26 protein-coding genes, 1 tRNA gene and 1 pseudogene are annotated in these 24,764 nt (G+C 70.3%); 18 read left to right on the top strand and 10 right to left on the bottom strand.

Annotated features, from left to right (window positions below):
• The first annotated feature begins 64 nt into the window (after window positions 1-64).
• From ACVHNB_RS02630 to ACVHNB_RS02620, 3 genes are all read left to right on the top strand, one after another.
• Window positions 65-1,387, top strand: coding sequence for a WXG100 family type VII secretion target (locus ACVHNB_RS02630; protein WP_428953053.1), 1,323 nt, complete (start codon window positions 65-67; stop codon window positions 1,385-1,387).
• A gap of 27 nt (window positions 1,388-1,414) precedes the next feature.
• Window positions 1,415-1,915 (top strand): hypothetical protein, encoded by a 501-nt coding sequence (locus ACVHNB_RS02625; RefSeq protein WP_428953054.1) that lies wholly within the window; start codon window positions 1,415-1,417, stop codon window positions 1,913-1,915.
• A 74-nt stretch (window positions 1,916-1,989) separates the two neighbouring features.
• Window positions 1,990-2,430, top strand: a complete 441-nt coding sequence (locus ACVHNB_RS02620; protein ID WP_428953055.1) for a hypothetical protein — start codon at window positions 1,990-1,992, stop codon at window positions 2,428-2,430.
• 932 nt (window positions 2,431-3,362) lie between these two features.
• Here ACVHNB_RS02620 and ACVHNB_RS02615 read toward each other — a convergent pair.
• The 3 genes from ACVHNB_RS02615 to ACVHNB_RS02605 form a co-directional block, all read right to left on the bottom strand.
• A complete protein-coding gene (locus ACVHNB_RS02615) occupies window positions 3,363-4,127 on the bottom strand; it encodes a YrhB domain-containing protein (protein WP_456227330.1) in 765 nt (254 codons plus the stop codon).
• 339 nt (window positions 4,128-4,466) lie between these two features.
• Window positions 4,467-4,763, bottom strand: coding sequence for a YrhB domain-containing protein (locus ACVHNB_RS02610; protein WP_456227329.1), 297 nt, complete (start codon window positions 4,761-4,763; stop codon window positions 4,467-4,469).
• Window positions 4,757-5,179, bottom strand: a complete 423-nt coding sequence (locus tag ACVHNB_RS02605; protein ID WP_456227328.1) for a toxin glutamine deamidase domain-containing protein — start codon at window positions 5,177-5,179, stop codon at window positions 4,757-4,759. Before ACVHNB_RS02605 ends, ACVHNB_RS02610 begins: the two co-directional genes overlap by 7 nt.
• A gap of 65 nt (window positions 5,180-5,244) precedes the next feature.
• Between ACVHNB_RS02605 and ACVHNB_RS02600 the strand changes: the two genes are divergently transcribed.
• The 3 genes from ACVHNB_RS02600 (at window position 5,245) to ACVHNB_RS02590 (ending at window position 6,308) form a co-directional block, all read left to right on the top strand.
• Window positions 5,245-5,469 carry a hypothetical protein gene (locus ACVHNB_RS02600; RefSeq protein WP_456227327.1) on the top strand — a complete coding sequence of 75 codons (225 nt, stop codon included), beginning with the start codon at window positions 5,245-5,247 and terminating at the stop codon, window positions 5,467-5,469.
• A gap of 443 nt (window positions 5,470-5,912) precedes the next feature.
• Window positions 5,913-6,068, top strand: coding sequence for a hypothetical protein (locus ACVHNB_RS02595; protein ID WP_456227326.1), 156 nt, complete (start codon window positions 5,913-5,915; stop codon window positions 6,066-6,068).
• Window positions 6,069-6,232: 164 nt separating this feature from the next.
• A tRNA-Arg gene (locus ACVHNB_RS02590) sits at window positions 6,233-6,308 on the top strand.
• A 68-nt stretch (window positions 6,309-6,376) separates the two neighbouring features.
• On the opposite strand, the pseudogene ACVHNB_RS02585 reads toward ACVHNB_RS02590, so the two are convergent.
• Together ACVHNB_RS02585 and ACVHNB_RS02580 are read right to left on the bottom strand one after the other, a co-directional pair.
• Window positions 6,377-6,543, bottom strand: a pseudogene (locus ACVHNB_RS02585) (site-specific integrase); the annotation flags it as partial.
• Between the two features lie 34 nt (window positions 6,544-6,577).
• Window positions 6,578-7,255, bottom strand: coding sequence for a DUF6193 family natural product biosynthesis protein (locus tag ACVHNB_RS02580; RefSeq protein WP_428953079.1), 678 nt, complete (start codon window positions 7,253-7,255; stop codon window positions 6,578-6,580).
• Between the two features lie 592 nt (window positions 7,256-7,847).
• Here ACVHNB_RS02580 and ACVHNB_RS02575 point away from each other — a divergent pair.
• From ACVHNB_RS02575 to ACVHNB_RS02565, 3 genes are all read left to right on the top strand, one after another.
• Window positions 7,848-8,903: an NAD(P)/FAD-dependent oxidoreductase gene (locus ACVHNB_RS02575; protein ID WP_456227325.1), complete on the top strand. Its 1,056-nt coding sequence runs from the start codon at window positions 7,848-7,850 to the stop codon at window positions 8,901-8,903.
• 352 nt (window positions 8,904-9,255) lie between these two features.
• Window positions 9,256-10,173 (top strand): AraC family transcriptional regulator, encoded by a 918-nt coding sequence (locus ACVHNB_RS02570; RefSeq protein WP_456227324.1) that lies wholly within the window; start codon window positions 9,256-9,258, stop codon window positions 10,171-10,173.
• 359 nt (window positions 10,174-10,532) lie between these two features.
• Complete coding sequence (locus ACVHNB_RS02565) at window positions 10,533-11,006, top strand: STAS domain-containing protein (RefSeq protein ID WP_428953082.1); 474 nt, start codon at window positions 10,533-10,535, stop codon at window positions 11,004-11,006.
• Here ACVHNB_RS02565 and ACVHNB_RS02560 read toward each other — a convergent pair.
• Window positions 10,912-11,244: an SCO4225 family membrane protein gene (locus ACVHNB_RS02560; RefSeq protein ID WP_428953083.1), complete on the bottom strand. Its 333-nt coding sequence runs from the start codon at window positions 11,242-11,244 to the stop codon at window positions 10,912-10,914. The two genes, ACVHNB_RS02565 and ACVHNB_RS02560, sit on opposite strands and share 95 nt — an antisense overlap.
• 277 nt (window positions 11,245-11,521) lie before the next feature.
• On the opposite strand from ACVHNB_RS02560, the gene ACVHNB_RS02555 reads away from it, so the two are divergent.
• Window positions 11,522-11,743 carry a response regulator transcription factor gene (locus ACVHNB_RS02555; protein WP_456227323.1) on the top strand — a complete coding sequence of 74 codons (222 nt, stop codon included), beginning with the start codon at window positions 11,522-11,524 and terminating at the stop codon, window positions 11,741-11,743.
• A 183-nt stretch (window positions 11,744-11,926) separates the two neighbouring features.
• Here the strand turns inward: ACVHNB_RS02555 and ACVHNB_RS02550 are convergent, their stop codons facing one another.
• Together ACVHNB_RS02550 and ACVHNB_RS02545 are read right to left on the bottom strand one after the other, a co-directional pair.
• Window positions 11,927-12,328: a hypothetical protein gene (locus ACVHNB_RS02550; RefSeq protein WP_428953084.1), complete on the bottom strand. Its 402-nt coding sequence runs from the start codon at window positions 12,326-12,328 to the stop codon at window positions 11,927-11,929.
• Between the two features lie 64 nt (window positions 12,329-12,392).
• Complete coding sequence (locus ACVHNB_RS02545) at window positions 12,393-13,532, bottom strand: GNAT family N-acetyltransferase (protein ID WP_428953085.1); 1,140 nt, start codon at window positions 13,530-13,532, stop codon at window positions 12,393-12,395.
• Window positions 13,533-13,709: 177 nt separating this feature from the next.
• Between ACVHNB_RS02545 and ACVHNB_RS02540 the strand changes: the two genes are divergently transcribed.
• The gene (locus ACVHNB_RS02540; RefSeq protein WP_456227322.1) at window positions 13,710-14,048 is read left to right on the top strand and encodes a DoxX family protein; all 339 of its coding nucleotides are present in this window, start codon (window positions 13,710-13,712) and stop codon (window positions 14,046-14,048) included.
• Here ACVHNB_RS02540 and ACVHNB_RS02535 read toward each other — a convergent pair.
• Entirely contained in the window at window positions 14,045-14,632 is a 588-nt protein-coding gene (locus ACVHNB_RS02535; protein ID WP_456227321.1) for a GNAT family N-acetyltransferase, read from the bottom strand. The two genes, ACVHNB_RS02540 and ACVHNB_RS02535, sit on opposite strands and share 4 nt — an antisense overlap.
• A 55-nt stretch (window positions 14,633-14,687) precedes the next feature.
• Window positions 14,688-16,082: an MFS transporter gene (locus tag ACVHNB_RS02530; protein WP_428953088.1), complete on the bottom strand. Its 1,395-nt coding sequence runs from the start codon at window positions 16,080-16,082 to the stop codon at window positions 14,688-14,690.
• 146 nt (window positions 16,083-16,228) lie between these two features.
• Here ACVHNB_RS02530 and ACVHNB_RS02525 point away from each other — a divergent pair, with 146 nt between their 5' ends.
• The 7 genes from ACVHNB_RS02525 (at window position 16,229) to ACVHNB_RS02495 (ending at window position 24,758) form a co-directional block, all read left to right on the top strand.
• On the top strand, window positions 16,229-17,143 hold the full coding sequence (locus tag ACVHNB_RS02525) for a sugar kinase (protein ID WP_428953089.1): 915 nt from the start codon (window positions 16,229-16,231) through the stop codon (window positions 17,141-17,143).
• A 4-nt stretch (window positions 17,144-17,147) separates the two neighbouring features.
• Window positions 17,148-17,894 carry an IclR family transcriptional regulator gene (locus tag ACVHNB_RS02520; RefSeq protein ID WP_456227320.1) on the top strand — a complete coding sequence of 249 codons (747 nt, stop codon included), beginning with the start codon at window positions 17,148-17,150 and terminating at the stop codon, window positions 17,892-17,894.
• Complete coding sequence (locus tag ACVHNB_RS02515; protein WP_428953091.1) at window positions 17,882-18,508, top strand: bifunctional 4-hydroxy-2-oxoglutarate aldolase/2-dehydro-3-deoxy-phosphogluconate aldolase; 627 nt, start codon at window positions 17,882-17,884, stop codon at window positions 18,506-18,508. The genes ACVHNB_RS02520 and ACVHNB_RS02515 overlap by 13 nt, the downstream gene beginning before the upstream one ends.
• Before the next feature lie 62 nt (window positions 18,509-18,570).
• Window positions 18,571-19,722 (top strand): galactonate dehydratase, encoded by a 1,152-nt coding sequence (gene dgoD / locus ACVHNB_RS02510; protein WP_428953092.1) that lies wholly within the window; start codon window positions 18,571-18,573, stop codon window positions 19,720-19,722.
• Between the two features lie 319 nt (window positions 19,723-20,041).
• The gene (locus ACVHNB_RS02505; protein WP_456227319.1) at window positions 20,042-22,312 is read left to right on the top strand and encodes a tetratricopeptide repeat protein; all 2,271 of its coding nucleotides are present in this window, start codon (window positions 20,042-20,044) and stop codon (window positions 22,310-22,312) included.
• Window positions 22,309-23,472: a hypothetical protein gene (locus ACVHNB_RS02500; protein WP_428953094.1), complete on the top strand. Its 1,164-nt coding sequence runs from the start codon at window positions 22,309-22,311 to the stop codon at window positions 23,470-23,472. The genes ACVHNB_RS02505 and ACVHNB_RS02500 overlap by 4 nt, the downstream gene beginning before the upstream one ends.
• Window positions 23,469-24,758 (top strand): extracellular solute-binding protein, encoded by a 1,290-nt coding sequence (locus ACVHNB_RS02495; protein WP_456227318.1) that lies wholly within the window; start codon window positions 23,469-23,471, stop codon window positions 24,756-24,758. The genes ACVHNB_RS02500 and ACVHNB_RS02495 overlap by 4 nt, the downstream gene beginning before the upstream one ends.
• Window positions 24,759-24,764 lie beyond the last annotated feature (6 nt).

The raw sequence follows: 24,764 nt of genomic DNA, 5'->3' as shown, positions 1-24,764 counted from the left end.
ACTTCGACCAGCAGCCGCTATCGCAGGACCACCGGGGGGAACCATGCCGAGCTACCACGACATCATGACGGTCGACCTGTCCGCCCTCTCCGCGGCCGCTGACCGCTGGGACGGGATGGCAAAGGAGTTCCACACACAGGAACGCGCCTACGACCGTAATGTGCGCAACGTATCTATGGGCCCGACCTGGTCGGGGCTGAGCGCCGATGCCGCCAACCGTCGCTTCGACATCACCCTGAAGGAATTCCAGAAGGCCCAGACCGAAGCCAAAGCCGTCGCCTCCCTGTTGCGCGACGCGCATCACCAGTTCGCCGAGGTCCGTAAGCAGCTCAAGTCCGCCCGCGCGGAGGCCATCAAGGCGGGCATGGCCGTCTCCGTCGAAGGCGCGGTCTCCTTCGACACCGCAGACCTGACCGAGGGCGAGCGCAATGCCCTCCATCACGATCCCTCGTACGAGGACTCCGTGGGTCACGCAGTCACGGCCTGGCAGGAGTACCTCGATCAGATCGTCAAGGACGCAGAGAAAGTCGATCACTCCGTCGAGGCGGCTCTCAACGGAGTGGTTGTCGACTCAGACCCGACCGACGGCACACCCGCCGGCTTCAACGGCGACGCGAAGAACCACCTCAAGGACTACAAGCCCGCCGCCAAGGGCGACAAGAAGTCGGGCTGGAAAGGTGATTGGAAGTGGAGCCTGGACGAATGGAAGCCCTCGTTCAGCGCGTCTTCGGATCCCAAGTACGGCAAAGAGGGCGCGATCAAGTCGGGCTTCGACATCTTCCATCTGTCGGGGAAGGGCGCGCTGACCAATGGCGACTTCAAACTCGCCGGGATCTTGGACTTCTCCACGGGCGGTCGGGGCAGCGCGAACTACGGGTTCAGCGAAAAGGGGATTTCGGCCAAAGCTGAGGTCTCTGCGGGCGCGCGTGGACTGGCCGAATTCCGGGCTGAGTACGGGGACTACGGAGGTGTCTACGAACGTGGTGACGTCTTCGCCGGTGGTGAGGCCGGAGTCACCGCCAAGGTGACCACGGACAACATCGGCCTCAACGCCAAAGCCTTCTATGGGGCGAAGGCATCACACAGCACGGGCATCGAAGTGGGCGGCATCGGTATCGGCGCAACCCAGGAGGTCGGCACCGGCGAAGGCGTCGAGTACAACTTCGGCGTCAAGAAGGGAGAAGACGGTGCGTGGAGAGCAAGCATCGGGGGCTTTGCTTCAGAAGTCGTAGGGGCAGGAGCCGGTGTGGAGATCACATTCGACCCGGGCAAGTTCACCAAGACCGCTGGGGACGTGGCTGACGCCGTCGGACTCGGCGGCGCGGCTGACGCAGTCGGCCATGGCGCGAAGTCCGTCAAGGACACTGTCACCGGTTGGTTTGACTAATCCCCTTCGATGAAAGGAGCATCCGAGTTGCCCACGCAGCTTCCAACGGCGGTAGATTTCCGACTGCCGGACGGCTGGTCCCCGGCCTCACCCGAGACATGCGACAGCTTCGGCGTGTCCTTCGCCGCGCTGCACCCTCACCCTGATGACGGGTTCACCGCCAACATCACGCTCGACGGGGAAGTCCCACCCAAGGGCACACCACTGACCGACCTTGCCGATACCTCTCTGGAACTCCTCGCGCTGGCAGCGGAATCCGTGCACTTGGTGGACCGGCGCGAGGTCGGCCCCGAGGACGCGCCCGCCTTGGTCCAGCGTGTGGTCTTGGCGGCCGCGGTCGAACAGGCGAGGCGGGATCTGGCTCAGACCCAGGTGTACTTGCCCCTTGTGGACGCCGACGATCCGCAGAAGTATGCAGTGATCAAACTGGCGATGACCTCCACGACGGAACAGCATCCCGAAGTCCTCGAAGACTTCCAGGCCTTCGTACGCACCGTGCGCCCGAGCGCACAGGAAGAGGACGAGTAGTGGGCCGCTATCGCGACTGGCGGACAGGAACCCGGTACCCGGAGGAGGGCGCGGAGCCGCTGCCGCGTTCGCACGTGGAAGAGGCCCTGTTCGCGATCAACCATCCGGACAAGCCGTGGCAAGTGCGCGCAGCGTTCGCGGAGGAAGACGCCGACGTGGTGGCCGAGTGGCACATGCTGGAACCTGCGTGGGGCAAGGGCAGGGGCCGCCGACAGACCGAGCGGACGTTCAAGTTCCGTATGCGTCTGGACGGAGCGAGCCACGAAGTCCGGGTCTGTGCCGAGGTCCGGGAAATCACCCGGGCGGGACAACCGCCTGGTCGCATCGTGGAGCGCAAAACAGGCAGAGGGGCTCGGACTCGGGTGTTCTCGCGATCGAGCAGTTCGAAGAAGAGGGAGGACGGCAGCCGCGAGCGCGTCCACGACTTCGACTTCGACTCGAACTACATGCGGGACCCGCTGCAGAAGGTAGTCCTGACGTCGGGGTGGACGTGGCGAGGCACACGCAACCCGTGATCTGCCCCTCGGCGGCCGCTGCCAGGATTGGCGGAGCGGAGCCGCCTGCCAGGGCGTTGGCGCACTTCCATGTCGCGACAGCCCGGTTCGCGCTCAACGGCCCCGACGAGCTCTGACGCGTGCGCGCCGCGTTCGCTTGAGAGCAGGCGGACGTGGTGGCGGAGTGGAACGTGACGGATCCGGGGATCGGCAACGAGCGGGGCGCCGACGAGTCGAGCGCACGATCCTCGGGGTGGATGTGGCGAAGCCTTCGCCGACCTCGCCCAGGTCTGGCGCCAAGGCCTGCTGCCAGTCGACGCGCGACGCTAGTGGAGCAGCCCCCAGCGCCACGAGCTCAGCGCCGGCGACGACACCGTCGCCAAGTTCCCTACCTGTCCACCGCTCCGACAACAACAAGAGCAAGGAGAAGGGGGCTATGGTCCTCGGCTCCGAGTTCGTGGTCTTCTCCACCCGCCGTCGATCTCAACCTCGCCCGCGCCATCACCGACGCCGCCGAAAGCTGCAATAGGCGTCCTCTACGACGGCGCCCTGCCCCGCGACGTCATCGCCCGCCGCGGCCGCCTACTGATCAACAAACAGCACAAGGACGCCAAGCCCCTCTGCATCCGCACCCAGCACCCACACCCACCGCTGGTACCACCTGCTCACCGTCCCGTGTCCCCGCGAACGCCCCCACGAACACCGGGAAGCCGTCGGTATCACCACCACTACCGGAGAACGCGAGACAGACCGCAGTGACACCGAGACCGGCTTCCACCGCGTCGAGCACCCCCTGCAGATCTCCGACGACACAGCCGTCCACCAGAACCTGTATGGCGATCGCGAGGACTCCGAAGCCTGCTTCTCACAGTTCGACCGCTCCCTGCGGAACGCCGCATGATCGCCTTCGGCGCCGAGGCACGAAGCCTCGTCATGCTCGGCCTTCTCCTGGCCTAAAACGCCACCTCGGCCGCCCGCCGGTCTGACGCCGACAAGACCGGTCCGAGCTCGGCGAGCGTCGGCTCGAACCAGTACGCCCGGCCGGGCTGCGGCGGTGCGGGAAACGTGCCGGTGCCCGGCGTGCGCCCCTGGTCCCAGTGCGCAAGCCACGCCCACGGCGCGGAGTTCGGCACGTGGAAGGGGGCGGACTCGTCCTTCGGGACGACGACCGTCGCGTCGAGCAGGGTGTCCTGCCAGCGGCCCTCACGCAGATGGCGTCGGGAGTCGCAGGAGAACACCCAGCCGCGGGTCGTCTCGTCGCCGGGCCCGGGCTCGACCAGTTCCACCTCCCCGCCGTACGCGCTGTCCAGCCACCGCTGCGCCTTGCCCCGCGCCGCCTCGAAGTCGTGTGCGGCTCCTTCCCAGGGCGCACGCACGGACTGCGGCAGCGCGCGTACGAGGACCATCTCGCGCACGTTGGTCGTGTCGAGCTGGGCCAGGGAAGAGGTGAGGGGGTCGAGGAAGACGACGTACCCCTTGTTGTTGTGCGCGTAGAGCAGATTGCCCGTGACCTCGTGCCCACCGGCCTCGCGGCGTACCCACACCGCGCTGCGTGTGTCGGGTCCCGTCTCGGTCACGGCCTTGACCACGTCGTCCCAGTTGCTCACCGAAACCGGCTCGAAGTCGGGGAAGTAGCGCTGGTGCAGCCGAGCCCACCACCCGGGTGCCTCGTCCGATGGCTGCCAGGGGCGGGGCGTCGAAGGAGAACGGTCGATCATCGTGTGCAGGGTGACGAGACAGCCGCGGGCGTTGATCCTGCGCGGCTGCTTCTGGACACGGGCAAGCGCCTCCTCGCGCGATGCCGCGGACGCCAGGTCCGCGAAGGGCTCGCTCGGTGACGGGTGGAACGGGGCGCTGCGTCCTTGGGCACGACGACGGAGGCCGCGAGCATGGGCGTCTGCGGGAAGCCGGGCTGAGGCACGATACGGCAGGGGAACAGCCAGGCGGTGGGGCTCTCGTGCACAGGGTGCGGTGCGGCGAGCTCCACCAGGCCGCGATAGAGCTGACGGAGCCAGGCAGCCGCGGCCTGGCCAGGAGTGGACATATACGGATGAGCCTTACTTTGGGGGCCAGTTACCGGCGGCCTGCAAAGCCAGGTACTCCGCCGGCGGCGGGTACGTCGGTGCGAAGTGCGCCGGTGAGCCGTCGTGAGGTACGACGATCAGCGAACTGAAGGGAGCCAGGGCGAATTCGCCGGTATCGATGTGCTCCTGAAAATCAAATCGCACGGTCCAGGCATACGGGAAGTTGTTCGCCGTGTCCGGCAACATCACCACGGAATCGACCCGGTCCGGATAACCAACGTTCTTCAGGAAATTCTCTGCGGCCGTCACAGCCTCGTCCTTGGTCACCATTTTGGACTCGCATTAGGGTAGGGAACTTGCAAACCGTCGCGATAGGGAATGTGCATGATGCTGGAGGCGTCCTGCTCCAGCCTGCCGAGGGTCCCGCTCTGGCCGTCCAGGAAGACAACGCCGTGCGGGGTGTTCACGGCGTTGAACACGTGGGCCGTTCCGTCCGGGCGGCTGATGTACACCGCGCTACGTGAGCCCTCGCCGCGGGACTCGAGGTCGCGGACGAGGTCATCATAACTATCGACTGGGTCGTAATGGCCCTTGGCCCTGTTGGGCAGCCCGAGCTGCTCCGGTGGAATATGGTCACCTTCCTTCTTGGGTGACGCGCTGACCTCGACGCCGTCCAGCCTCCGGTCGACGCTGACGACAATGTGACTGCAGTTGTCGGTGTATCCGGGATGTCCGGTGTTGTTCACATCCTTAAGCCACGGGCACTCGGAGTAAAGGAATTCCTGCGCCTTCTAGGATTCACCGAATCGTAGTGAATCGCGTCGACCACGACGCCGGAATTCAAATGGAAGGCGACGACAACCTCGCCTACGGAAAGAAGATCGCCTCCTTCTCCGTACGCCAGGAAGCGAAATGTCACAGCCGATTCATCCTCAATGCCGGCAACGCCCGCCACCGCTCACCCAAACAAGATCCGGAACGGGAAGAAGAAGCAGCCACCGCCGTTCGCCGATCCTGGATCGCACCCCCGGAGTAATCGCCGCCAGCTACGACACTGCGTGGCGCGGTAAACACCGCGCCCCACTGATCCGCAGAGGCCTCATCGTCTTCACCCGACAGCACCGCGGAATCAAGCCCCATCCCCTGACCAAGTACCGCTACGAGAAAACAAAATGCACCCACGACGTATACGCGGCAGTCGGCCGAGCCTGCGAACACAAGCTCACGGTGGAGGGGAAATCCTTGTACAACCCGCTCCCCGTCCGAGAGCTCCTGGCCCGCGAAGGAAAATCAGGCTGGCGCTTCTACCACTCCGTCGAAATCCGTTGCAGTAACGGGCCCCACGCCGAACTGATACCCGTCTACGAAACAGAGGAAGACAGCGCGATCGACCCCAGAACCAAACGCCCGAAATTCAACCGCACCGAGCACATCCGCCAGATCCCACCCGACACTCACTACGGCGACCGACTCCTCGGCATGCGCCAGGACAGCGAGTCCTCGAACTCCACCCTCGACTACTCCCACTGGGACAAGCGGATCCCCATGTACGGAGCCGAAGGGGCGCTGCTCGGTCACCTGGGCTACGCCTGGATGGCCAACTCGATCGCCCTCGCCACAGCCGGCAGCCCCTGACCCAGCCCCCAGCCTCCGGCACCCTCAGCCGCCGACGAACCTCACCCGCTACACTGGCGCCGGTGCGCAGCCTCTGCCGGCGGCGCACCGCACGGCTCCCACGGAAGATCACGGGATATCGCGGACATGTCCGCAATTTCCCATACATTTTCCCACAGAGCCCCGCCTTCGTAGCTCAGGGGATAGAGCACCGCTCTCCTAAAGCGGGTGTCGCAGGTTCGAATCCTGCCGGGGGCACCAGCCAAAAGGCCCCGGACCGATCATGGTCCGGGGCCTTTGGCATCTACGGCTGACATCAACGCGTGTGGTCACTGACGACCGCGACGCGTCCTGAGCAGCCGATCCATGTCGCTCATCGCTTCGCGCTGGGTGTCCTGGACGACGTGCGTACTCCGGCCGCTGGGAGGAGGGTCGCGGCGCCGTGCCGAGCATCGTGGAGCCGGATGACGCGGATGCCGCCGGGCAGAGCCTGGCGACCCTCGCACTCGGTCTCCCGCTCGCCTGAGTACTCAGCCAAGTGAACGGAAACAGGCTGCTGCGACCTCAAGGGCCGCGTCCAGCGTCTTCACTTCCCGCCGGAACCCACCCGGGAACATGGTCACCAGGTAATCGCCTTCCGAAAGCGGAGTGACCTTCGCCAGGCCGGCGTCCATCTCGAACGGCTTCCGGCTCAGTATCAAGCTCCCGTGGCTGATGTCCGGATAAAAGAGGCGCAATTCAGGATGGTCGTGGGCCGCCTGAATGAACGGCCGATCACTCAGGTGCCATGAGCTGGCAAGCAGCTGCGTCCACTTGACGGGAACCGGGTTGCCGTCTTCAAACGCCTGCTCCAGTTCGCTCCAGCTCATGAACGGGAAGCGTTCATGCAGGGCCCGCAGAGTGCATCCTCGGCGCCACAAGGCTGCCGCTTCCACTACAGCGACGAGTTCGTCTGTCCAACCGCTCGTCAGCGGGAAGGTCCGGTGACGCTGAAACAGCACATGGATCATCCCGTCCGTGCGCAGGGACACGAGGATCGGCCCTCTGTCGCTGACAGCCTCCGCATCGTCGGACGAGCCGTCCACTGCCCGGACCTCGCCCAGGTCGAGCCCATGAGTCATGGCGATGTGTCGCATGCGTTGGGCCAGACCGTCCTGCCGCGTGCCATCGGAATCGGTCTTCCCCGCCCTTTGGCCACCCGTCATCATCCCCGCCTCCGCCAGTGAGATACCCAGCGAGCCAAGGTACGCCGTGCCACTCGGAGCAAGAAGACCAGACAGAGGCCGGCAGGTGAGTGGTATCTCCGTCTCCGCTTCCGTCTCATTCAGCGACGTGCGCCACCGTTCAGGCGGGGCCCAACCTCGCTCCTACCAAGCCTGACCACGCGGATCCTGGGCTGATGCAGCGCTTTAAGTGCGCCAGTCCCGGCCCGAGCGGCGGCAGTCATCGCAGTTGGTTCCCTGCCCTCTGACCTCCCGAAGAGAGGGCCGCCACCATCCTCTGTGCGGCGACTGGACCACCAGCGGTTGAGGGGGCGATCCGTCACTTCAACAACACCTGGCGACCAGCCAGATCGCAAGGCGGAGGCACGCTCGACGGACCAGTCCTCACGAGCTGTTACGAGTCTCTCGGCGGGCTTCCCGGATCCGCTCGGGGCGCCGCTCCTGCCTCCCATCGTGGTGAGCGTGGTGGGCTCCCATCCCGGGTGAGTGCCGGGTTGCCGCGAGCTGGGAGGGGAAAGGCATGTTCGTGAAGCCTGAACGAGTTGCTGTCGTCGGAGTAGGCGTCCTCGGAGCCGGCGTGGGCTGGAACCTGTCCCGGCGCGGCGTCAAAGTGGTCTTCATCGACGCAGGCCAGCCGGGAGAAGGAGTCACCAACTGGTCCTTCTCGTGGGCCAATGCCAGCAACAAGACGGTGCGCAAGTCCTACTTCGACCTGAACGTCGCGGGCATGGAAGCGCACCGTGAGCTTGCCAGGACCATCGGTCCGGACTCCTGGTGGTATCCCAGTGGTCATCTGCGCTGGGCAGCCGATCCCACAGCAGAGGGACAGCTCCTGAAAGCAGCGGAGCTGCTGGCCAGCTGGAACTACCAGGTCGAAGTGTGCACGGGGGCCGAGGTGCGCCGTCGCCTCGAACCTGCTCTCACGGTGCCCGACGACATTCCCGTCGTGTTCTACCCCGACGAAGCCTGGGTGCACGGACGCCATCTGGTCAGCCGCCTGGTGAACAAGGCCGTCGCATCCGGCGCCGAGCACCGATTCGGCACCACGGTCCGTGACATCGGCACCGGCGCCGACGGGAGCATCCGGTCGGTTGCTCTGTCCGACGGGAGTTGTCTCGACGTCGACATCGTCGTGAACGCGGCGGGCCCCGACGCTGCCGACGTGGCCGAGCTCGTCTCGCGGCAATTGCCCATGCGCCGGGAACCCGGCGTCGTCACGCGGATCGGCTGTGCTCAGGTCCCGGTTCGCCGGGCCATGCACGCTCCTCGTATCGAGATCCGTCCTGACGGGAGCTCTTCGGTAGTCCTCCACAGCCGGGAGATCGACGCACTCATCGACACCGGCGAAGATCCGTCGGAACTCGCACGGCTGCTCCACGAATCGGCGCGACAGGTCGTGCCCGATCTCGGCAGCGGTCGCATCGCACAGACACGTGTGGTCAACCGACCGATCCCAGCCGACGGATTTCCCTCGGTGGGAGCAGTGCCGTCTGTGCCGGGCTACTACGAAGCCGTTTCCCACAGCGGCATCACACTCGGGCCGGTAATCGGCCGCCTGCTTGCTTCGGAGATCCTCAGCGGGGAGAGAGACGAGATGCTTGCGGACTTCTCCCCCGAGCGGTTCGCCCCGTGACAGTCCGGGCCGGGCCGTCTACGAGCCGCGGGAGGACGCTCAGCGGTGACCAACGATGACAACTGCCCACCGTGCCACGGCAGTTCGCACCGTTGACCGACTACGCAGCCGCTGGCAGAAGCACCGCTGGGCAAGTCGAGGATGCACAGAAGTTCATCCACCGAGCAGAGATCATCACCACCATCCAAAAGAGCGGACAAGCCGACTCCAAGAATCGCCATCCTTCCGTGTGTCCACCCCGGTGCGGGCCATCCTGGTGCCAGCGCAAGGGGGGCAGGTCATGGGGTCCACGCACGGTCAGGCGGCCGAGTCGAGCACGTTTGTCACGCGTTCCGTGGAGGAAGCAAGTCACGTGCTCTCGGAGGTGTACTACGACCTTCGGCTCGATGTGAAGAAAGCGGACGCGCAGGACTTCGTCACCCGGATCGACATGGCCGACCTCGGCGCGCTGACCGTCGGCGACGTCAGCTTCGGTACCGAGATCACGACGGGCTACTGCGAGCCGGGCTTCTACCACGTCTGCGTTCCGCTCGAAGGCGGCTTCGGCGTCCAGGAGGGCTCCGCCCCGCCCGTGCACACCACCACACGCACGGCCATCATCTACGACCCCGCCCGGGACATCAGCGTCTACGACTGGTCACCCGACTGCCGTGTCCTCGCCGTGAAGGTCGACAAGCCGGCTATGCACCGCCAGCTGGAAACCCTGTTGGGCAGGCCACTGGGGCGGCAGCCACGCTTCAAGCCGTATATGGACATCACCCGGGGCCCCGGCCGCAGCTGGGCGAACCTGACCCGGTGGACCCTGCTGGACTGGGACATCCCGCACGGCCTGCTGCGCCAGCCCCTCATCGCGGGCCGGTTGGAGCAGACCCTGCTCCAGGGGCTGCTGCTGGCGACCGATCATTCCTACCGTGCCCAGCTGGAGGCCGCGCCGCCGCCGATGCGCCCTGCCGCGGTCAAGCGGGTGATGGACGTCGTGCGGGAACGCCCGGCGGAGCCGTACGACGCGGGCCGGCTCGCGGCCGTCGCCCAGGTCAGCCTGCGAACCCTGCAGGAGGCGTTCCACAAGCACGTCGGCATGTCCCCGATGGCATACGTCACCGAGGTGCGGTTGCAGCGCGTACGGATGCAGCTGCGGACCTCACCGCCGGGCACCGCGACCGTCACCGATGTCGCCTACCAGTGGGGATTCGCGCACCTGGGCCGGTTCGCACAGCGCTACCGGGTCCGGTTCGGGGAAACGCCCTCCCAGACCCTGCGCACCTTCTGACCCACGGCGTTCCACCTTCCGACCGCGCAGCATCGAAACTGCCGGTGTCCTAGCCGGCTTACATATGTCTCGCGTTTTCTGGATAGTGCCGCGCAATCCGGAGCGTTGCCCTCTGCCGCAGGGCCATAGCCTCCCTTCAGCGTCACCGAAGGCGTGCCGGACATGACGTGAACGAGATGGGGTGGGCAGCGCAGCCCGCCCGGCTCAACAGCGGGAACCCCGGACCCCGGCTCCCGCTGCTGCGCTCTACGGAGATACGCGTGGAGCCCTGCCCGTACGCCTCCGCGGCCTCGACAAGCGCGGGGGACTCGGGTGTTTCGGGGTCAGTCACACATCTGTCGGCGCCGAGGTAGTACAGCATGCAATCCAGTTCTCCCCTTCCCGAACAGGCAGTTCTCGTCGCGGAGTTGAACCGTCAGTTCGTCATCTGCCTGGGCGACAACGTGAAAGACGAGTGGGGCCTTCAAGGCTTGAGGGCGAGTCTTGATCTGGGCCGACGGTCAGGGAAACAGATCGTGGTCGACCTGTCCGACGCCACATTCTTCAGCGCAGAAGCCCTCTGCGCGCTGCTGAAGCCTGTACGCAAAGGAGAGAACCCGCTCTGCCTTGCGGGGCCACTCAGCGCAGTAGCGCGTCGACGCCTAGAAGTGACGGGCACACTTCAGTTTTTTGAGGTGTTCCCGACGTTATGGAGCGCGATAGCGCAGACGTCTGACCGCGGAAAGGCAGCGGAGCGATTCAGCCCCGGCGCAGACGAGCCGCCGCCCCTCCGCGACGCCCGCGCAGCGTCTCCAGGAGCAGTCCGAGCGCGAACGACTGGAGCAGGGCGCTGATGACGACCCCGCCGGCCAGGTACCAGACGGACGCGTGCATGCCTCCGACCGCCCCGACGGTTCCTGCCGCCAGCAAGGAGGTGGGGGCGGTGAGGAGGAAGGGCCATACTCCGACGATTCCGGGGTCCGCGAGCAGCGCCGCGGCCACCTCGAAGACGACCGACGCGCCGACAAGGCCCAGGTAAGCCGCCGAAGCCGCGTTGCCGAACGTCAGACGGGACACAGTGCGAGCGTTCATCGGTTTCCCCCTGGAGACGTGGTGTGCCCCAAGGTTCCGGCGGAAGCGCGGCTGTGTCGTGAGTACCTGTACCCAATCGGTTCGCCCCGGTTCCCGTAGGTGGTCACGCCACCCGAGCTCAGGCCGGGCGTCTGCCGGTACGGGATCGTCGGTTTCGACCGCGAGGCCGTAGGCGCTGGGGAGTTCAGGGCGGGCCGGTGCCGGAGGCCGGTGGCGGCGGCGCCCGTCGCAGCCGCAAGCAGAAGACCGGTCGGGGCTCACCGCGCGGGAGAGGGAGGTGCTGCGGTTGACGGGCCGGGGACTCGGTCCGCGGGCCATGGCGGAACGGCTCGTGGTGAGCCCGCACACCGCGCGTGGCCATGTGAAGCGGATCATGGCGAAACTGGACGCGCACAGTCAGCTGGAGACGGTCGTCCTCGCCGCCCGGTCCGGGCTGTTGCGGATGCCGCCCGGGGAGTCCACGGAGTCCCCGGAGTCCACACAGTTCCCGGAGCCGTGAGCGCGCGGTGTGACGGACCGGCTCCGGGACCGCCCGGCTGGGCTGTCCCAACAGCTCGGTCGGGGCTGTCACGCGCCGCACCCGCCTCCTACGGTTGCGGGTGGACGGCCCGGCCGCCCCGGCCGCCCGGAGGGCTCCCGCTTCCGGGCGGCGGGCGTGGCCCGGCCGTGGGCCGGCCCGCTGTCAGGCCGCTCGTCTCACCGAGGTGATCAGGGCGCAGACGACGGCGGTCGCGGCGAGGCTCCCCACCATGACCATGCCCGCGCCGACCGCGTAGAGGCCGCTGGAGTCGTCCGACCAGTCGACGAAGGCGGCGACGGTGAGGCCGGCCGAGGTGCCCAGCACCGTGCCGGTGACGTGGCGCCGGGACGCCGCCCAGCACACCGGCACCAGCAGCGTCAGTGCCAGGCCGATCACCTGCCATGCCGCGTACGGGCCGGTCGTCGTGCCGTCGGGGTGCACGTCACGGTGCTGGTCCCAGCCCAGCCAGGCGGCCCATGCCGCCAGGGCCAGGCCGGCCAGCGCCAGGCCCGGCACCAGGTCGGACGTCAGCCGGCGGACGGGGTTGCGCGGTCCTTGTTCCATGGGTCGAGCCTCCCGGCTCGCCCCGGCGCCGGCCAGCGCACACGTACTCAGATCCGGCCGAGTACTACCCGGGCCCGGAACCAGGACCGGAACGAGGCCCGGAACCAGGACCGGACCCGGGCGGGCCGCCCTCGCGCATCGACCCCACCGTCTTCAGCAGCCGGTCCGCCCGCTCGCGCAGCGCCGGATGCGCCAGCACCGTGTTGCGCAGGCCGCGGACCGGCCGCCGCCACAGGCGGTGTGCCGCCGCCACCGGGTGCGCGCGGGTCGCGAAGCCCTCGCAGACGCGCAGTTCGCGGGTCTTGAGCCAGTCCTTGTACTCCTTCTCGCCGCGGCCCCAGTCCATGAGGCGGATGCCGTGGCGGCCGGCCGCCTCGACCATGCGCAGATGCATCATCAGGCCGGGCGAGTAGTAGCTGAACTCGGGGTCGTAGGCGGTGAACCAGGCCGCGAGGACCGAGCGGGACGTCGGGCCGAAGTGGGCGGCCACCGGGCGGTCGCCCGCGTAGACCACCGAGAGGACGCCCGTGAAGTGGTCCTCACGGACGTCGAAGAGGTGGTCGACGAGGCCGACGATCCAGGGGCGGGCGAAGCGGTCCATGCGGCCCGTCCTGCGGTACTGGGCGGATTTCCACCGCATGAGCTGGCGCAGCACCTTCGGGTCGCGCTCGTCGTACACGAAGCGCATCTCCCCCACGTTGCGGCTCAGGCGGCGTTCCTTCTTCAACGTCGTCTTGGCCTGGCCGGGATACGTCGCTCGCAGCCACTCCGGGTACGAGTCGTGGCCGCCGTCCTTCAGGTCGAGGACCGGTGAGGCGAACGAGCCCGTGACGTAGCGGCTGAAGGGCTTCTGCTCCTCGACGAGGTGGTCGAACTCGAAGACCGCCAGCCCGCAGGCGCGCAGGAGCTCCTGTGCGTCCCAGGCGACGCCGGGCCGGTGCACCAGCGCCTGGCAGTCCGACAGGCCGAGACCGATGGCGCGGCCGACACCCAGCGGGCCCTTCTCGTAGGGGAAGAAGCCGACCGGCTCGCCGCCCTCGCGCAGCACTGCCACCTGCGCCCGGCCCCGGTGTCTGCCGACCCCGGCCGCGAACTCCGGCGCCAGGAACGGATTCTGGTAATCCGGTGACTGGTCCATCGTCTCGTGCCAGGCCCCGCGGAGCGCCGCGCTCAGCTCCTCGGGTCTGTAGGTCGTGATCTTCACCTGAGGATGCCCCCCTATTCCCCCATGGGGCTCAAAGGTCGCGAAATAGTACGCACGCTGTCAAGAGTGCTTCGGGCACGATCAGTTGCCCCTGCGGTGTCACGTTCGCGCGGCCCGGCGGGTCAGGGAGACGGCGGATCGACTCCGCCTGAGAAAAAGCCTGCTGAGGAGTGTTCGATGTCTGTCGCCCACGTGATCGTCACCGTTGTCGCCGCCGTCATGGCCGGTTTCTCCGCCGTCTCCGTCCTCGCCCGGGCCGCCTGGGTGGTGCAGCCGATGGCCGACTACGGGGTGCCGGCCTCGTGGATGCCGTGGCTGGGCGCCGCGAAGGCCGCGGGGGCGGCCGGCCTGCTCGTCGGTCTCGCCGTGCCGGCCGTCGGGATCGCCGCGGCGATCGGGCTCGTCCTGTACTTCACCGGGGCCGTCGTCACCGTGGTGCGGGCGCGCTGGTTCTCGCACGTCCCGTTCCCGCTGGTGTACGTGGCCCCGGTCGTCGCCGCTCTCGTCCTCTCCTAGGAGGACAGGCCCTGGATGCGGACGTGGACGTGCATGTCGTGCCAGCCGTCCGTGTGCAGCGCCGAGCTGAGGCGGGTGCCCTCCAGTGGATAGCCGGCCTTGTGGGCCACCCGGCACGACGGCTCGTTGCGGGTCGAGTGCTCCAGCTCCAGGCGGTGGAAGCCCGTACCGAAGGCCCAGTCCGTCAGGGTGGCCAGGGCCCGGGGGGCCGCGCCCCGGCCGCGGGCCTCCGGCAGCACCCAGTAGCCGATCTCGGCGAGGCCCTCCATGAGGTCCATCGCGCGCAGCGCCATCCGTCCGAGCGGGGCGCCGTCGGCGGCCCGGGTCACGAGCCACTGGGCCGCCGTCTCCCGCCGCCAGGTCTCGTGCGCCGTCTCCACCCAGGCGCGCGCCTCGTCGAGGGACTCCATGCTGCGGGCGTGCCAGCGGCGCAGGACCGGGTCCTGGAAGGCGTCGTGGACGGTCTGCGCGTCGCCGAACTCGGGTCGGCGCAGGACCAGTTCGCCGTCCGGTGAGCGCAGTGTCGGCTGTCGGGCGGAGGCCAGGGTGCCCGGCGCGATGGTGTGCTTCGTCTCGATCGGCATGTCCGCATCATCGCCGGGCCCGCCCGGTCCCCGCATCCGGGATTACGGGGCCGGGTCAGCCCTTGGTGCGGGCGGGCGCCGTCTCCGGGAGGCGCCAGGTGCACAGGGCACTGGCCAGGCCCGCCGCCGCCATGTACGCGGCCAGGTACCAGGGCCGGTCGCCGCCCGCGTCGACCAGGAGCGTCGCCACGAACGGTGAAGTGCCCGCGAAGATGACGCCGTTGATCTCGCGGACGAAGACGAGGCCGCTGTAGCGGACCTCGGTGGGCAGCGACTCGGCGTAGAACGTGCCGGCGACCGCGAAGATCGAGTTCAGCATCAGCGCGAACGCGACCGTGATCGCCAGGTAGATCAGCCACGGTTCGCGGGTGTCGACCAGCCAGAAGAACGGGTACGCGAAGAGCGTGATGGCCACCGCGCCGCCGATCATCACGGGCTTGCGGCCGATCCGGTCGGAGAGCGCTCCGGCCAGCGGGATCGTGAGGATCGAGACGGCCGAGGCGATGGTGATGCCGAGGACCGAGGTGCCGGACGACAGGCCGAGCTGGTGGGTGAGGTAGCTGGGCAGATAGCCCTGGATCGCGTACGAGGCGATGGCCGTGGCGCAGCCTGAGCCGATGAGCAGTGCGATCGCCTTGGGGCGCTCCTTGACCGCGGCGAGGACCGGGAGCTTCTCGCGCCTGCCGCTGTCGCGGGTGGCCTCGAACTGCTCGGTCTCGGGTGCCGCGTTGCGGATCAGCAGGGCGATGATCACGACGACGGCGCTGGCCAGGAACGGGATGCGCCAGCCCCAGCCGAGGAAGTCGTCCTCGGGCAGCGTGGAGACGGCGGCGACCGCGCCGGAGGCGATGACGACGCCGATGAACTCGCCGGCGCCGGGCAGCGATCCGTAGAACCCGCGCTTCTCGTCCTGTGCGGCCTCCGTCGACATGACGTACGCGCCGCCGAGTTCGGCGCCGACGCCGAAGCCCTGCATCATCCGGCACAGCACGAGCAGGACCGGCGCCCAGATGCCGATCTGGTGGTACGTGGGCAGGACGCCGATGGCCAGGGTGCCGACGCCCATCAGGAGCACGGTGAGGATCAGGACGGGGCGGCGGCCGATCCGGTCGCCGAGGTGGGCGAGGACGAGGCCGCCGATGGGGCGCACCGCGAAGCCCAGGCCGAACGTCGCGAACGAGGCGAGCGTCGCCGCGAACGGGGAGACGTCCGGGAAGAAGACCTTGTTGAAGACCAGCGCGGCACAGGCGCCGAAGAGGAAGAAGTCGTACCACTCGAGGATCGAGCCGACGACGCTCGCCGCGGCGGTGCGGCGCTGCCGCGTCCGGGCGCTCATCTCCTTCGGCGGGGCGGACTCCTCGCGGGAATCCTTGCGGGCCTCCTCGGAGAACTCCTCGGAGAACTCCTCGGCGGACTCCTTGTGGGCGGATGCGCTCGCCTTCGGGCTCATCTCACTCCCTTTCACGCTGGCTGGGACGACCTGGAACCCCTGTTGTTGCAACATATGCACGCCTGTTGCGCAAGAGCTGCTAATGTTCTTCACGGCCCCAGCGGGATGTCAATGGGATGTCTATGAAGGAGCGGTGAGGAGCGGTGATGACCGGTACGGCTGTCTGCCTCGGCGAGACGATGGCGCAGGTCACGCCCGCCGACGGGGCAGGACTCGAACACAGCCGTGAGCTGCGGCTCGCCGTCGCGGGCGCCGAGTCGACCGTCGCCCAGTACCTCGCGGACCTCGGCCACCGGGCCGCCTGGGTCAGCCGGGTCGGGGACGACCCGTTCGGGCGGCGGATCGTGACGGCCGTCGCCTCGCGGGGCGTCGACGTGAGCGGTGTCCGGGCCGATCCCGACGCGCCGACCGGCGTCTACTTCAAGGACCCGGGCCCCGACGGCACCCGCGTGCACTACTACCGCGGCGGTTCCGCGGCTTCCCGGATGTCGCCCGCCGACGCCGGCCGCGTCGACCTGTCCGGCGCCCGGCTGCTGCACCTGACCGGGATCACCCCGGCCCTGTCCGAGGGGTGCGCCGCGCTCGTGCGGACCCTGATGGAGCGGGCCGCCGCCACCGGCACCCTGGTGTCGTTCGACGTGAACTACCGCCCCGCACTGTGGAGTTCGGCGAAGGAGGCCGCCGAGGAGCTCCTCGGTCTGGCCCGTCGCGCCGATGTCGTCCTCGTGGGCCGCGACGAGGGCGAGGCCCTGTGGGGCGCCCCGACCGCCGAGGACATCCGCGACCACCTCGCGCCGTGCGGCACGCTGGTCGTCAAGGACGGGCCGGTCGGCGCCACCCAGTTCGACTCGGGGGCACCGGAGTTCGTGGCGGCGCCCGCCGTGGACGTCGTCGAGGCCGTCGGCGCCGGGGACGCCTTCGCCGCCGGATACCTCAGCGCCCTGCTGCACGGGGCGCCGGCGCGCGAGCGGCTCGCCCTCGGGCACCGGCTCGCCGGGCGCACCCTGCGCAGCATCGAGGACTACGTACCCGCCACAGCGGCGGCCACAGAGGGGAACTGACGCCGTGTCACAGACCGTACGGCGGGCCATCGACATCCTGGAGTTCGTCGCCCGCAGACCCCGCACCCAGACCGAGGTCGGCGAGCATCTGGGCGTGCACCGCTCGACGGCGCTGCGCATCCTGGAGTCGCTCACCGAGGGCGGACTCGCGCGCCGGCTGCCCGACGGGCGGTACGCGGTGGGGCACCGGCTGGCCGGGCTCGCCCAGCTCGCCCTGGAGCAGTTCGGGCTGAAGGACGTCGCGGGCCAGCACCTGCGCGGCCTGGGCGAGCGGTGCGGGCACACCGTGCATCTCGCCGCGCTGGAGGGCGACCGGATCGTGTACGTCGACAAGGTCGACCCTGTCGACGGGGTGCGGCTCTACTCGCAGATCGGCCGCCCGGTGACGCTGCACACCGCCGGGGTCGCCAAGGCGATCCTCGCGCACCTGCCGCGCGAGCGCGCGGACGGACTCCTCGCCGACTGCGACTTCGCGCCGCACACCGGCACGACGATCACCGGCGCGGCCGCCTACCGCAAGGCCCTCGACGAGACGCGGGCGCGCGGCTGGGCCGTCGACGACGGCGAGTACGAGGACTACGTGAACTGCCTCGCGGTCCCCGTCCGGGACAGCGGCGGCGAGGTCGTCGCCGCCGTGTCCGTGACCGCCCTCAAGGCGAAGGCGGACCTCGCCGCCCTCGCGTCCGATGTGCTGCCCGACCTGGTGGCCACCGCCGAGACGATCTCCAAGGAGCTGGGATGGCGTCCGTGAACCCCGAAACCGCCGGGACCCCCGGCTTCGACGAGCTGTTCGCCGGGGCGCCCGTGATGGCGATCCTGCGCGGGATGCCGGCCGACAGGACCGTCGAACTGGCCGTACGCGCATGGGACCTGGGCATCGACTGCGTCGAGGTCCCGGTGCAGGACGAGGCGGCCGGGCGGGTCCTGGCCGCCGTCGTGGCCGCCGGGGCCGAGCGCGGCAAGCCGGTCGGCGCGGGCACCGTGACCTCGGCCGAGCGGCTGGAGCGGGCGGTGTCGGCGGGGGCCGCGTTCACGGTGGCCCCGGGGTTCGATCCCGGTGTGGCACGGGCCAGCCTCGCGGCCGGGCTGCCGCATCTGCCCGGGGTGGCCACGGCCACCGACGTCCAGGCGGCGCGGGCGCTCGGGCTGACCTGGCTCAAGGCGTTCCCGGCGAGCGTGCTCGGGGTGGACTGGTTCCGGGCCATGCGGGGGCCGTTCCCGGAGGTGCCGTTCGTTGCCACCGGGGGGATCGATGCGGGGAACGCCGCCGCGTACCTGTCGGCGGGGGCCCGGGTCGTCGCCGTCGGGTCGGCGCTGGAGGATCCGGCGCAACTCTCCTTGCTCGCCGCGCTGTTGACGCACTGACCCGGGGCTCTGTCCCGGACCCCGCTCCTCACTCGCCGGAGGGGCTCACCTTAGGAGCCGCTATGAAGATCACCGCCCTCACCACCTACCTCGTCGCCCCCCGCTGGCTCTTCCTCAAGGTCGAGACCGACGAGGGGATAACCGGCTGGGGCGAGCCCGTCGTCGAGGGGCGCGCCCACACCGTCGCCGCCGCCGTCGACGAGCTCTCGGACCATCTCGTCGGCAAGGACCCCCTGCGGATCGAGGACCACTGGCAGGTCATGACGAAGGGCGGCTTCTACCGCGGCGGCCCGGTCCTGTCGTCCGCCGTGTCCGGCATCGACCAGGCCCTGTGGGACATCAAGGGCAAGTTCCACGGCGTCCCGGTGCACGACCTGCTGGGCGGCGCCGTGCGGGACCGGATGCGGATGTACTCGTGGATCGGCGGCGACGACCCGAGCGAGGCCGCCGAGCACGCGCGGGAACGGCTCGAACAGGGCTACCGGGCCGTGAAGATGAACGTCGGCGGGCGCCTCAAGCACCTGGAGACGGCGCGCGAGATCGACGCGGTCGTCGAGCGCGTCGCCTCCGTCCGGGAGGTCATGGGCCCGGACGGCGACGTCGCGATCGACTTCCACGGCCGTACGTCACCGGCTCTCGCCAAGCAGCTCGCCCGCGCCCTGGAGCCGCTGCGCCCGATGTTCATCGAGGAGCCGCTGCTTCCCGAACTGACCTCCCAGTACGGCGAGTTCACGGCGTCGACGAGCATCCCGGTGGCCACCGGCGAGCGCCTGTACTCCCGCTGGGACTTCGACCAGGTGCTGCGGTCCGGCATCGCGCTCGCCCAGCCCGACCTCTCGCACGCGGGCGGCATCTCCGAGGTGCGCCGGATCGCGGCGCAGGCCGAGGTGCACGGGGTGGGGCTCGCCCCGCACTGCCCGCTCGGGCCGATCGCGCTCGCCGCCTGCCTCCAGGTGGACTTCGCGAGCCCGAACGCGTTCATCCAGGAGACCAGCCTCGGCATCCACTACAACGTCGGCTCCGACCTGGGCGACTACCTCGTCGACACGTCCGTCTTCGACTTCGACACCACGGACGGGCACATGGCCCGCCTCACCGCGCCCGGCCTCGGCATCGAGGTCGACGAGCAGGCCGTGATCAAGGCCGCGGCGACCGGCCACCGCTGGCACAACCCGGTCTGGCGGCACACGGACGGCTCGTTCGCGGAGTGGTGAACCGCGCCGAGACGCTCAGGGCCCGTCCGCCGGGCAGGCCCTGACGCGTCAGCCGGGCAGGGACACCGTCAGCCGCAGCAGCGCGACGGCGCCGCGCAGATCCAGGCACCGGCCCGGCTCGCCGCCGGCCGGTCCACGAGCGGGGTGGTCACCGGGCTCGCCCGAATGCCTCCCCGGCTCCCGCGCGGCGGTTCGGCCATCACCCTCACCCCTTGGCGCGTTCTTTACCAACTCCCGCCTGCTGTACCCATGTTGTGGATGAATCCGCACACGTCACAGTGGGGCCGATACCGGTCCCCCGCACCTATCCTGGGTCGGCATGGAGGGGGACTCCTCGGGGCCACTGATCGTCATGCCGCAGCCCGACGCGCCGCGTGACGCCGATGTCGGGCTGCCCGCGGAAGGTCCCGACGTCACGGCGCTGCCGGAGATCCGGCCCCGCGACCCGGTGGGCCCCGACCCGGAGGAGACCCGCGCCGGGCTGGCCGCGGGGGAACTGCTCGCCGGGCAGTACCGGGTGGTGCGGCGGCTCGGGCTCGGCGGGATGGGCGACGTGTATCTCGCCCGTGACGAGAAGGTCGACGAGCGGGAGGTCGCCGTCAAGACCCTGCGGCCCGGCCATGTCGCCTTCGCCGAGAGCGCGTTGGAGGAGGAGCGGCAGGCGTTCGCCGACCTCAACCACGAGGGCATCATCCCGGTCTTCAACTACGGCAGCCACGACACGGTGGGCGACTTCCTCGTCCTGCCCTACGTCGACGGGCTGAACCTGGACGAGGTGCGGGCGCTCGCGCGGTTCGACCCGGGGCGGTTCGGCGGGGCCCGCTTCCACGAGTTCGTGCTGGCGTACGGGGTGCGCATCCTGTCGGCCCTGGACCATCTGCACTCCCGGCCCGGCTCCGGGGCCCTGGTCTACGGGGACCTGAAGCCGCAGAACGTGATGCACGACGGTGCCGCCATCAAGGTCGTGGACGTCGGCTCGATCCGGCCCGCGGGCGCGCCGGGCCTGACGACGTACGGGTTCCGCGCCCCGAACGTGCGGCTCAGGCCGAACGAGGTGGCCGGCGCGAGCCGGCCGCAGGACGACCTGTTCGGGCTCGGCGAGACGCTGCGCACCCTGTGCGGGCTCGGCGAGCACGCCCGCGATCTCGGGCCGCTCGGCGCGCTCGACCGGCTGCGCGAGGGCGACACGCTCGCCGCCCGCGCCGCCCGGCTGACCACCACGACCGCGCCCGCCGGCCTCGGCCTGCTGTCGCTGGCCCGGGTGCTGCGCCGCGCCACCCGCTCCACACCCGCCGACCGGTTCGCCGACGCCCACGAGATGGAGGCCCAACTGCGCGGGGTGTGGCGGGAGTTGCGCTCGCTGCGCACCCGGGACGAGACCTTCGAGCCGTCGCCGCTGTTCCTGCAGTCGCCGTACGCCCTCGACGGCGGCCTGGGCACCGCGCCCGCCCTGCCCCGCTGGGCCGTCCCGCCCGGCGAGGACCCGCCGGGCCCGCTGCACGAACCGCCGGCCGCCGCCGACGCCGCGGCCCGGCTGCCGGTGCCCCGGCCCGACCCGCACGACGACCACCACGCCGAGCTCAGCCGGCTCGCCGACGCGGACCCGGCGGCGCTGCTGCAGAACACCGCCGACTGGCGCGAGTCTCCCGAAGTGCACCTGCTGCGCTGCCGGTTGAGGCTCCGGGTCGCACTGCGCGCCGATCCGGACGACGCCGGCCTGACGCTCGCCGAGCAGGAGCTGCGGGCCGCCGCAGACGCCATCGGCCGGGAGCGGTCCCGGCACGACTGGCGCGTCGACTGGCACCACGGCCTCGTCTCGCTCGCCCGCGACGACGTCGCCTCGGCCCGCGACCACTTCGACCAGGTCTACGGGGCGATCCCCGGTGAGTACGCGCCGAAGCTCGCCCTCGGCCACTGCGCCGAGCGGCTCGGCCGGCACCACGAGGCGCTCACGCTCTACGAGGCGGTGCGGCTGCGCAATCCGTCGCTGGGCAGCGCCGCGTTCGGCGCCGCGCGGACCCGGCTCGCGCTCGGCGGGCCGCGCGCCTGCGCGGCCGCGATCGAGGCGCTCGACGCGGTGCCGCAGCACTCCCGGCACCGCACCGCCGCGCGCACCGCGACGGTCCGGATCGCCGTCGGGTACGCCACCGGCACCGACACCCTGGGTGCCGCCCTGGTCCGGCTCGCCCGGCTCTTCACCGAGCACGGCCTCACCGACGAACCGGCCCGGGTCCGGATGAAGGCCGAGGTGTGGGAGGCGGCGCAGCGGCTCGTCGCGGACGGCGCCGTCGACGCGGACGGCCTCGCGCGGCTGGCCCGCGAGACGGCCGCCCGCGACGGCGAGGCGCGGGACGCCGCGGCCCGGCTCGCGTTCCCCGCCCAGGAGCGGGCGCTGGGCCGGGACCTGTCCGGCTTCTATCTCTTCCTCGCCCGGCAGGCCGCCCGCTCGGCGGACCTGCCGCACGCCGACGAGATCGCCGAACAGCTCCTGGACCGCGCCTACTTGGTCCGCCCGATGGCCCTGCGCCACCACCGCGAGCGGCGCCCCCTGCCCGCCCTGCTCCGGCCGCTGCTGAGGCGGGACGGATGAGGGTGCTGTCCCGCCGGCCCGCGCCCCGCTGGGTGTCCGTGGCGCACCGCCTGCTGTGGCCGCCCGCCGGCCGCGCCCGCAACCGCACCTACCTGCGCGACCGGCTGATCGCGCTGCCGCTGCTCGCGGTCGTCGCCTTCGGCACGCTCGGCCGGGCCTACGTGGACGTCCGCGACGACTCCACGTACATCCGCACCCAGCTCGCCCCGGCCCTCGGCGACCTGGCCGACGCGCGGATCTCGCTGCAGATCGCCCAGCGGGAGGCCGAGGTCGGCCTCGACGCGGGGCACGCCGTCGAACTGTCCGGCCTCGGCCCCCGCTACGCCGCCCGCACCGGCGCCGCCGCCCAGGACATCGCCCGGCTGTCCCGCGGCGGCGCGTTCGGCGAGGCCCAGCGCCAGGAGCTGGACGTCGTCTCCGGCCTCATCGACGGCTACGAGGAGTGGATCGCCTGGGCCAGGACGAACGTCGGCAACGGGTCGCTGCGCAAGGCCGGACTCGCGTACGCGCAGAGCATGCTGTGCTCGGACGCCGCGACCGAACCGGCCGCCGACCGGCACGCGCCCTACCCGCCGTGCGGGGCCGTGCGGGGCGTCGACGCCACGACCGTCGTCGACCGGATCGCCGCCCTCGAACGCGACCTGCGGCGCCGCCTGGCCGACCGCGCCGCGCTCGGGCCCGGCGTGCTGGCCGCCGGCGCCGTCTCGCTGGTGTCCTTCACCCTGCTGTCGGTGGGCCTGTGGCGCACGCTCCTGCTGCTGCGCCGCCGGATGCGGATCCGGGCGAGCGTACCGCTGCTCGCCGCCGCGCTGCCGCTGCTCGTCGTGCCGTGGCTGGTGGCCGACGGGGTGCGGGCGTGGCGGGCGCAGCAGGACGCGGTGCCGTACGCGAGGGTGCTGGCCGAGCAGGCGTCACCGGGGGTGGAGGCCGCCATGGACGACGATCCGTCGGCCGTGCCGGGCCCGACGGCGATCCGCCCGGCGGCGGCCCGGATGGAACGGACCGTGCGGCAGGGCCGGTTCGGGGACATCGGGGCGGCCGCCGGCTGGGTGGCGCCCGCGGGCCTGGTGGTCGGCGGGGTCATGGGCGGGGCGCTGCACGCGTACCGGCGGGAGTACCTGGTGGTGGGCCGCGGCGGCACCGGTGGGGGCGGGACATGAGACGAGCCCTGCGCCTCCTTCTCGCGGCCTGCCTGTCGGTGCTCGCCGCGCTCAGCGGTGGCTGCTCGTCCGGGGACGGCACGCCGGTCGTCGTGCTCGGGCCGTGGACCGGCCCGGAGGGCGCCGCGTTCGAGAGCGTCCTGCACGACCTGTCCCGCGGCTCCGGGTACACGTACGTCTACAAGGGCACCCGCTCGCTGCGCGAGACGCTCGTCGCACAGCTCGCCGCCGACGCGCCGCCCGACGTCGCCATCCTCAACAGCATCGGCGAACTCACCGAGTACGCCGTCCGGAACAAGCTCAAGCCCCTCGACCCGTCCACCGCCGAACGCGCCTATCCGCCCTGGTCGCCCACCCTCATGATCGACGGCAGGCGGCGCACGTACTGGGTGCCGCTCAAGGTCGACCTGAAGAGCCTGGTGTGGAGCAGGTCCGGCACCTCCGGCAGCGATCCCGAGTGGTGCGTGGGCATGGCGGCGCAGGCCACGTCCGGGTGGCCCGGCACCGACTGGGTCGAGGACATCCTGCTGCACCAGGCGGGCCCGGCGACGTACACGCAGTGGGCGACCGGGCGGCTCGACTGGGCCACCTCCCCCGAGGTGAAGCGGGCGTTCACCACCTGGGCGCAGCTGCTCAAGAAGGGCGGCCCGAGCTCCCGGAGCGCGGTGGAACGCTCCCTGACCATGTCGTTCTGGGGCACCCCCGACCCCGAGCGGCCGGGCGGGGACCCGCGCGGTCTGCTCGGCGGTTCCCTGCCCGGCTGCACGCACGAGCACCAGGGGTCGTTCGTGCGGTTCGTGTACGCGCCGCGCGACGACATCCGGGTGGAGCCCGCGCGACGGTTCCTGAAGGGGTCGGCCGCGTACCGGAACACGTTCGAGGTGTCGGGCGACATGGCCGCCGTGCTCACCGACAGCCCCGGCGCGCAGGAGCTGGTGAAGCGGCTGACCGACGAGGACGGCCGGGAACAGTGGTCGCGGGCGGCCCGCCCGCAGCTGCGCCCATTCTTCCCCGACGGCTCCGATCCGCGGCCGGACGACACCACGGCGGCGCAGGAGATCGCGTCGTATCTCGTCGACGACGGGAACACGCTGTGCTTCGACGCGTCGGACGTGATGCCGCCGGTACTGCGCGACGCGTTCTACCGCGCGGTCCTGGAGTACTTCCGCTCGCCGGACGACGCGACGCTGCGCAAGCTGCTGGCCCAGCTGGACACGGTGCGCACGCGGATCGCGGGAACGGCCACCCCGGAGGGCATCCGCGCGCCCACGGACATCTGCCGCTGAGGAGCG

The sequence above is a fragment of the Streptomyces sp. YJ-C3 genome, assembly GCF_053891275.1.
The sequence above is the reverse complement of the archived record's forward strand: the minus strand, read 5'-3'. Positions and strand labels throughout refer to the sequence as shown.